Here is a 7235-nt window from a genome sequence, read left to right as displayed (position 1 = left end):
TTTCGTGGGCCCCCGTCTTACGTGCCTTAACCCCACCCCGCCCTCCTCTCGGCAGACTCCCCCGCCCGCCCCCGGCCCCCCGGCGCGCCGCCCCCCCCCCCCCCCCCCCCACGCCGAAATTTTGGCGACCGCATTGCCGCCGCCCTGGACCTATGTCGCCACGGCGCAAGCCTATGATGACGAGATGCATGAACGCATCGCGTTGCACCGATCGCGGCGCGGCGAAGGCTGGACGACCATCGACGCACCGCTCGATCTCGCCGGTACGCTTGCCGCCTTGCCGGACGATCGGCCGGTGCTTGTCGATTGCCTGACGCTGTGGCTGACCAACCACATGCTGGCCGAACACGATTTCGAGCTTGAATGCCGTCGGTTGGCGGACGTGCTGTCGCGGCCGCGCGGGCCATGGTTCGTGGTGTCCAATGAAGTCGGCCAAGGTATCGTGCCGGACAATGCACTGGCGCGCCGGTTTCGCGATGCCGCCGGCCGGCTCAACCAGCAGGTCGCCGCCGTCGCCGATACGGTGCTGCTGATGGTGGCGGGGCTACCGCTCAAGGTGAAATGACATGACCGACATCGACGATAAGGACGAAGAACGCCACCGCGCCAAGATGGCCAAGCGCAAGGCGGTGCAGGATGCCGAGGTGGCGAGCAAGACGGTCGAGAAGGGCTTGCTCATCGTCAACACCGGACCGGGCAAGGGCAAGACCACAGCCGCCTTCGGCCTGGCGCTGCGAATGCTCGGCTACGGCAAGCGCGTCGGCGTCGTCCAGTTCATCAAGGGCAAATGGCATACCGGCGAGAAGGATGCCTTTGCCGCCTTCGGCGACCGCGTCGTCTGGCACGCGATGGGCGAGGGGTTCACCTGGGAAACGCAGGATCTGAAGCGCGACATCGCCGCGGCCGAAGCCGCGTGGGCCAAGGTGCTCGAGCTGATGGCCGACCCGTCGATCAGCCTGCTGGTGCTCGACGAGATGAACATCGCGCTGCGCTACGACTATCTCGATCTCGACAAGGTGGTTGCGGCGCTGAAAGCGCGGCGCGAGGGCCTGCATGTCGTGGTCACCGGCCGCAACGCCAAGCCGGCGCTGGTCGAGGCGGCCGACCTCGTCACCGAGATGGGCGTGACCAAGCATCATTTTTCCGCGGGCGTGAAGGCCCAGCAGGGGATCGAGTTCTGAGGCTTCTTACCCCCTTTGAAGGCAGGGCTATCGCATATGGATTCTTGCGAAGAGGGACCCCCACCCTAACCCTCCCCACAAGGGGGAGGGAACGCTGCCGCGTGCCTTTAATTCTTCTTTGGCGCCGAAAAGACAGGCGATTCGCTTGGGTCGGCGCCAGCGGAAGTCTCCCTCGCCCTTGTGGGGAGGGGCTAGGGGTGGGGGTCCGTGCCGGGCAGACATCTCAGGAATTCCATATGCGATAGCCCTGCCCACAAGGGGGAGCGTGAGATCACGTCACGATGACAACGACCGAAACCAACCCGAACAGGGCGATCAGCAGATAGTCGGCAACGCGATAGAGTTTCAGCGCCTGCCTGATGTCGAGGCTGTCGGCTTCGCGCCGCCCACCTTCGCCCATGAAGACGTCGTCGACCAGGACGCCGCCGTAGCTGCGCGGCCCGGCGAGCGCCAGGCCGAGCGCGCCAGCCATCGCCGCTTCCGGCCAGCCGGCATTGGGTGAGCGATGTTTTTTCGCGTCGCGCAATACCGCATGCCAGGCATTTTTCGCATCAGCGCCTTTGACGAGGAACGCCGCCAGCACGATCAGCAGCGCCGTCAGCCGCGACGCCGGCAGATTGATCCAGTCGTCGAAGCGCGCCGCTGCCCAGCCGAACGCCTCGTGGCGCGGGGTGCGGTGGCCGATCATCGAATCGGCGGTGTTGGCGGCCTTGTAGGCGGCGCCGCCGGCCAGGCCGCCGACGCCGGTCCAGAAGGCAGGGGCGACGATGCCGTCAGAGAAATTCTCGGCCAGGCTCTCGATCGCCGCGCGGCAGACGCCGGCCCTGTCGAGCGTTTCAGGGTCGCGGCCGACGATCCGCGAAACGGCAACGCGGCCCAAAGCCAGGCCGCCGGTGTCGAGCGCGTCAGCCACCGCCTCGACATGCTCATAGAGGCTCTTTTGCGACAGAAGCGACGTTGCCAGAAGGGCCGTGATGACGAGGCCCATGGGAACAAACCAGAACAGGATCTGCACGCCCAGGCCAATTATCGCCGGCACCAGCACGATGACCAGCAGCGCCTGGACACCACGCTTGCGACGCAGCGCGTCGGGATCAGTGGCGCGGTTGAGCCTGTGGTCGAGAAAGGATATCAGCCTGCCGAACCACGTCACCGGATGGCCGATGGCGCGAAACAGCCAATCGGGGTAACCGAGGGCGAATTCGACGGCCAATGACAGGAAAGCGATCAGGACTGACATGAAGCTTCTTAATGGGGCGGTTGTGGACCATGGTGGAAGTCTTGGCCGCGCGAGGGGGCTTTTTCCCAACGCCCTGCTGCCATTCGTCGACCTCTCGACCGGTATCAATCCGCACTCCTACCCGCTTTTCGACCTGCCCGCCACCTCGCTGTCGCGGTTGCCGGAAGCCGCGCGCACGCGTGAGCTGACAGAGATCGCTGCCAGTGCCTATGGGGCGCCGTCGCCAGCCAACATCGTGGCGGCACCGGGCACGCAGATCCTGTTGCCGCGCGTCGCCTCGCTGATTACCCCCGGAAGGGCGCTGGTGCTGGGTCCGACCTACGCCGAACATGCCCGCGCAGCAGTGATCGCCGGGCACGCGGTGACCGAGGTCGGCGATTTCGCTGACCTGGCGGACGCCGACCTTGCCATCATCGTCAATCCGAACAATCCGGATGGACGTGTCATCGAGCGCGACCGGTTGCTGGCTCTGGCTGCCGGATTGCGCGCCAAGGGCGGGCTGCTGGTTGTCGACGAGGCGTTCATGGATGTTGGGCCGCGCGAGCATAGCCTCTGCGGCGATGTCGGCCAGGGCGGTATCGTCGTCCTGCGTTCGTTCGGCAAGTTCTTCGGCCTGGCCGGGCTGCGGCTCGGGTTTGCACTTTCCGATGTAGCGACGGTCGAACGGCTTGAGACGCAATTCGGGCCATGGGCCGTCGCCGGCCCGGCGCTGGAATACGGCATCCGCGCGCTTGCCGACATCGACTGGCAGGACGCGATGCGATCATCTCTTGCCGGCGCATCGGCGCGGCTCGACGCGCTGTTGGCCCGCTTCGGCGTACCCGTAGCGGGCGGCACCACATTGTATCGTTTCCTCAGTTTGACCAATGCCGCCGATTTGTTTGCCGCGCTCGGCGAGCGCGGCATCCTGCTTCGCCATTTTGCCGATCGGCCTGACGTTCTGCGCGCCGGCCTGCCGGGAAGTGAGGAGGAATGGCAGCGGCTCGAGACCGCTCTTGCCGAATGGGCGTCGCGGCGCGAGGATCAATCGAAGGGTTCGGAACAATGATCCATGTCTGTTCGCTGGCAAAGATCGAGGAAACGGTGGCCAGGACCGGCGCCGACCGCATGCTGTCGCTGCTTGCCGCCGGAACGGAGGTGGTCCGTCCGGCGTCGATCGCCCGAGAAAACCATCTGCATCTGGTCATGCATGACATCGCGGCGGCGCAGGACGGCATGACCATGCCGGGCGAGGAGCATGTCCGTAACCTGCTCGATTTCGCGCGCCGCTGGGACCGGGCAAGGCCGATGCTCGTGCATTGCTATGCCGGCATCAGCCGCTCGACCGCCTCCGCCTACATCATTGCGGCGGCATTGGCGCCGAAACGCGATGAGGCCGAACTGGCTCAGACATTGCGGACGCTGTCGCCATCGGCGACACCCAATCCGCGGCTGATTGCGGTGGCCGATGCGCTGCTTGATCGCAACGGCCGCATGATCGAGGCAATCGAATCGATCGGGCGCGGTGCGGATGCCTTTGAAGGCACGCCCTTTGCGCTGAGGATCGACAGCTAGCTGCCCCATGTCGTTGTTCGATTATCGAGTGGCCTTCATTCGCCCAATCTTCATGCCCGTGGCGTACCCGGACAATGAACACGTCGTCGTCGGCTTCGATCCGGTAGACGACAAGATGGGCTTTGAAGGGATGGATACGCATCGGTGGCCTCAATTCAAGCCGCTCTCGCGCTATTCGGGGACTGGCAGCGATCAGGTCAAAGATCGTGAACAACTCGTCATGATACTGTCTGGCCTGCACAGCGCCGAACAGGCGCACCCCTTGCTCGGCAATACCGACGATGTCCTCTTCCGCGGCTAAAGAAAGGCGAAATCCCACTACCTATTGCCGGATGGCTTTTCAGCGCGTTTAACCGCCTCCGTGAAAAGCGCGTCCCTGGATCGATTGCCGATGCCACTCTTCAAGCCATCATCGACAAAGCGCTGCATGGCGGCAATCTTGTCGTTGCGCTCCTGATCCCGACGGATCAAATCGCGCACATAATCGCTCGCGTTGGCGTAGCGGCCCGTTTCGGTTTGCGCCTCAACCCAATCTTTCATCGGATCGGGCAATGATACGTTCATCGTTGCCATACTGGCCTCCATATCCCGTCCAGTATGGCCCATTTTGGCAAAGTTTGTCAAAATCTCTTGTGCGGAAATCTCTCTGTGCAAAAGCGTGATCGTCTGATCCGCCCTCCGTCGCCTGGTTTGTTCAAGAGGACAGCGTTTGCCTTTCGATGCCAGACCACTGGTTTGGAGGCTACGTCAACCAGTCCGCGAGCTTCGCCTTGCGGACATCCCGCAGCAGGCTGATGAAGCCGTCGGCCTGATATTCTGCCGTCAGCCGGCCTTTCTCCGCCGTCGCGATGCTGGCATCGCCGACGACGCCGTTCGGGTTGAGATCGCCAGCTATCCAGGCGAAGGCGTGGGTGCCGGTGTGGCGCAGCAGCGAGAATTCCTTCTCGGCCTTGGCGACATTGGAAACGAAATTGTCGGCCTTGGCCATGTCGACGAGGTCCGGCCGGAAATGCAGCATCAGCGAGGTCTCGACATCGCCGCCATGGATGCCGTGGCGGTCCTCGAGCTCGGTGTACATGCCGGACGGGCGGCCGAAGCGTTGCCAGCTGGTCTTTACCGCCAGCATCTTTTCACGCACGCGCAGTTCGCGCGTGACAATGCCCATGATCTCTTCGTTGCCGCCATGCGAATTGACCACGATCAGCTTGCGCACCCCGGCGCGCGCGATCGACAGGCCAAGCTCGGTCCAGGCTTCTATCAGCGTGGTTGCCGGCAGAGTGAGGGTGCCCGGCGCGTGCAGATGTTCGTTCGACTTGCCCACTGCCTGGACCGGCAGGATGCGGATGTCGAGATCGTCGGGCAGGCGCGAAATAACCGTGTCGAGCATGCCGTTCATGATCGAAGTGTCGGTAGAGACCGGCAGATGTGGCCCATGCTGCTCGATCGCCGCCACCGGCAACACGGCGATCGTCGCCTCCGGATCGATCGAGGCGTATTCGGTGGTCCGGTAGTCGCCCCACCACGCGCGTTTCTTCGCAACAGTCATGTCATGCCTCTTCGATGAACGGCCAGACCTAGCGCGGCGGAGGTTGTCTGTCGATCACCCGGCCGCGATAGCCTCGACCTCGACCTTGAATTCGGGTCGGGCAAAGCCGGAGACGATCATCAGCGTCGAGGCCGGCGCGGGGCTGGAAAACAGCTGGTCGCGGACATCCATATAGGGCCGCAGATGCGCGCGGTCGGTGACATAGGCGTTGATACGGATGATGTCGCGTAGGCCCAGCCCGGCTTCGCGGAGAATCGCTTCGATGTTGCGGAAGCAGAGTTCGGCCTGCGCGCCGGCCTCTTCGGGAATCTGGTCGTCCGCGGTGATGGCGACCTGACCCGAGCACAGCACTAGCCGCTTTCCAGGCGGTACCTCGACGCCGTGGCTGTAGCGGGCAAAGGGCGGCTTTATCGACTTCGGGGTGAGGAATCTGAACATGGCAATCTCCGGTTTGGCCGTAGCCTAAGGCTCGACCCATTGCACCTTCAAGATGGCGGTGCATGTTGCCCGGGCGATTATGGACAGCCGTTCAAAAAATAGGCACGATGCCTTCCGTACGGCATGACCCGTCCGCGCTTGGCATGGCAACGTCTTTCAAGCGGGCGGCCCGGCGCCAGACGCCGGTGGCATGTGTCTTGCTTCTTGAATCTTTGGTGTCGAGCCTGGCGCGTGGCGCGCCGGAGCAAACAGAGGGTGGTGTCGATGTACGGAAAACAGAAGATCTCGGTGGGGGTTGTGGCCCTGCTTGCAGCCAGCACGCTGGGTGCTGCTGCGAATGAGAAAGTCACCTTCGGCACCAACTGGTTGGCCGAGCCGGGGCATGGCGGATATTACCAGTCCGTGGCGGACGGCACCTATGCTGCCTGCGGCCTCGACGTCACCATTATGCAGGGCGGTCCGCAGGTCAGCGGCCGGCCGATGCTGCTGGCCGGCAAGATCGATTTCTACATGGGCGGCAATCTGCTGTCGGCTTTCGATGCCGTCCAGCAAGGCATTCCGATGCGGGTGGTGGCGGCGGATTTCCAGAAGGACCCGCAGGTCATCATGTCCCATCCCGGCGAAGGGCTCGACAAATGGGAGGACCTGAAGAACGCCGACCAGTACATATTGGGTGACGAGGGCGTGCAGACCTTCTTCCAGTGGATGGTCATCGAACTCGGCTTCGATGCCTCCAAGCGCGCGCCCTACACCTACAACACCGCTCCCTTCCTCGCCAACAAGAAGTCGATCCAGCAGGGCTACGTCACCTCCGAGCCGTTCGCGGTCAAGAAGGAAGGCGGCTTCGTGCCGAACCAGTTCCTGCTCGCCGACTATGGCTGGGATACCTACTCGACGACGATCGAGGTGATGCAGGACACGATCGACAAGAAGCCGGAGGTGGTCCAGTGCTTCGTCGATGGCTCCGCCAAGGGCTGGTACAAATATCTCTACGGCGACAACAAGGCCGCCAACGACTTGATCAAGAAAGACAATCCCGACATGAGCGACGAGCAGATCGCGTTCTCGATCGAGCAGATGAAGAAGTTCGGCCTGGCCGATTCCGGCGACACCGAAAAGCTCGGCATCGGCGCCATGACCGACGAGCGGATCAAGAGCTTCTACGACAAGATGGTCAAGGCCAAGGTCACGCCCGACGGCATCGACATCAAGAAGGCCTACACGCTGACCTTCATCAACAAGGGCGTCGGGCTCGAGCTGAAGAAATAGGCCGGTC

At 63.3% G+C, this 7235-nt stretch carries 9 protein-coding genes and 1 pseudogene; 5 read left to right on the top strand and 5 right to left on the bottom strand.

What is annotated here, in order from left to right; translation table 11 throughout:
* The first annotated feature begins 118 nt into the window (after positions 1-118).
* Both cobU and cobO read left to right on the top strand, forming a co-directional pair.
* The gene (gene cobU / locus NKJ37_RS24695; protein ID WP_352613731.1) at positions 119-565 is read left to right on the top strand and encodes a bifunctional adenosylcobinamide kinase/adenosylcobinamide-phosphate guanylyltransferase; all 447 of its coding nucleotides are present in this window, start codon (positions 119-121) and stop codon (positions 563-565) included.
* A gap of 1 nt (position 566) precedes the next feature.
* Complete coding sequence (gene cobO, locus NKJ37_RS24690; protein ID WP_352439841.1) at positions 567-1181, top strand: cob(I)yrinic acid a,c-diamide adenosyltransferase; 615 nt, start codon at positions 567-569, stop codon at positions 1179-1181.
* A 271-nt stretch (positions 1182-1452) separates the two neighbouring features.
* On the opposite strand, the gene cbiB is transcribed toward cobO, so the two are convergent.
* Complete coding sequence (cbiB, locus tag NKJ37_RS24685; protein WP_352439842.1) at positions 1453-2421, bottom strand: adenosylcobinamide-phosphate synthase CbiB; 969 nt, start codon at positions 2419-2421, stop codon at positions 1453-1455.
* Here cbiB and cobD point away from each other — a divergent pair.
* Positions 2420-3469 (top strand): threonine-phosphate decarboxylase CobD, encoded by a 1050-nt coding sequence (gene cobD / locus NKJ37_RS24680; protein ID WP_023812361.1) that lies wholly within the window; start codon positions 2420-2422, stop codon positions 3467-3469. The genes cbiB and cobD overlap by 2 nt on opposite strands.
* The gene (locus NKJ37_RS24675) at positions 3466-3975 is read left to right on the top strand and encodes a tyrosine phosphatase family protein (protein ID WP_023812360.1); all 510 of its coding nucleotides are present in this window, start codon (positions 3466-3468) and stop codon (positions 3973-3975) included. The genes cobD and NKJ37_RS24675 overlap by 4 nt, the downstream gene beginning before the upstream one ends.
* A 34-nt stretch (positions 3976-4009) precedes the next feature.
* Here the strand turns inward: NKJ37_RS24675 and NKJ37_RS24670 are convergent.
* The 4 genes and pseudogenes from NKJ37_RS24670 to NKJ37_RS24655 all read right to left on the bottom strand — a co-directional run.
* Positions 4010-4294: pseudogene (locus NKJ37_RS24670) on the bottom strand (type II toxin-antitoxin system RelE/ParE family toxin); the annotation flags it as partial.
* The gene (locus NKJ37_RS24665; RefSeq protein ID WP_023812358.1) at positions 4294-4548 is read right to left on the bottom strand and encodes a type II toxin-antitoxin system ParD family antitoxin; all 255 of its coding nucleotides are present in this window, start codon (positions 4546-4548) and stop codon (positions 4294-4296) included. The pseudogene NKJ37_RS24670 and the gene NKJ37_RS24665, both read right to left, overlap by 1 nt.
* Before the next feature lie 169 nt (positions 4549-4717).
* Positions 4718-5521 (bottom strand): creatininase family protein, encoded by an 804-nt coding sequence (locus tag NKJ37_RS24660; RefSeq protein WP_352439843.1) that lies wholly within the window; start codon positions 5519-5521, stop codon positions 4718-4720.
* A gap of 54 nt (positions 5522-5575) precedes the next feature.
* Complete coding sequence (locus NKJ37_RS24655) at positions 5576-5959, bottom strand: RidA family protein (protein ID WP_352439844.1); 384 nt, start codon at positions 5957-5959, stop codon at positions 5576-5578.
* Positions 5960-6223: 264 nt separating this feature from the next.
* On the opposite strand from NKJ37_RS24655, the gene NKJ37_RS24650 reads away from it, so the two are divergent.
* Positions 6224-7228 carry an ABC transporter substrate-binding protein gene (locus NKJ37_RS24650; RefSeq protein WP_352775348.1) on the top strand — a complete coding sequence of 335 codons (1005 nt, stop codon included), beginning with the start codon at positions 6224-6226 and terminating at the stop codon, positions 7226-7228.
* The last annotated feature ends 7 nt before the right edge of the window (positions 7229-7235 follow it).

It is taken from the genome of Mesorhizobium sp. M0140 (assembly GCF_040322475.1).
Taxonomy (GTDB): domain Bacteria; phylum Pseudomonadota; class Alphaproteobacteria; order Rhizobiales; family Rhizobiaceae; genus Mesorhizobium.
The sequence above is the reverse complement of the archived record's forward strand: the minus strand, read 5'-3'. Positions and strand labels throughout refer to the sequence as shown.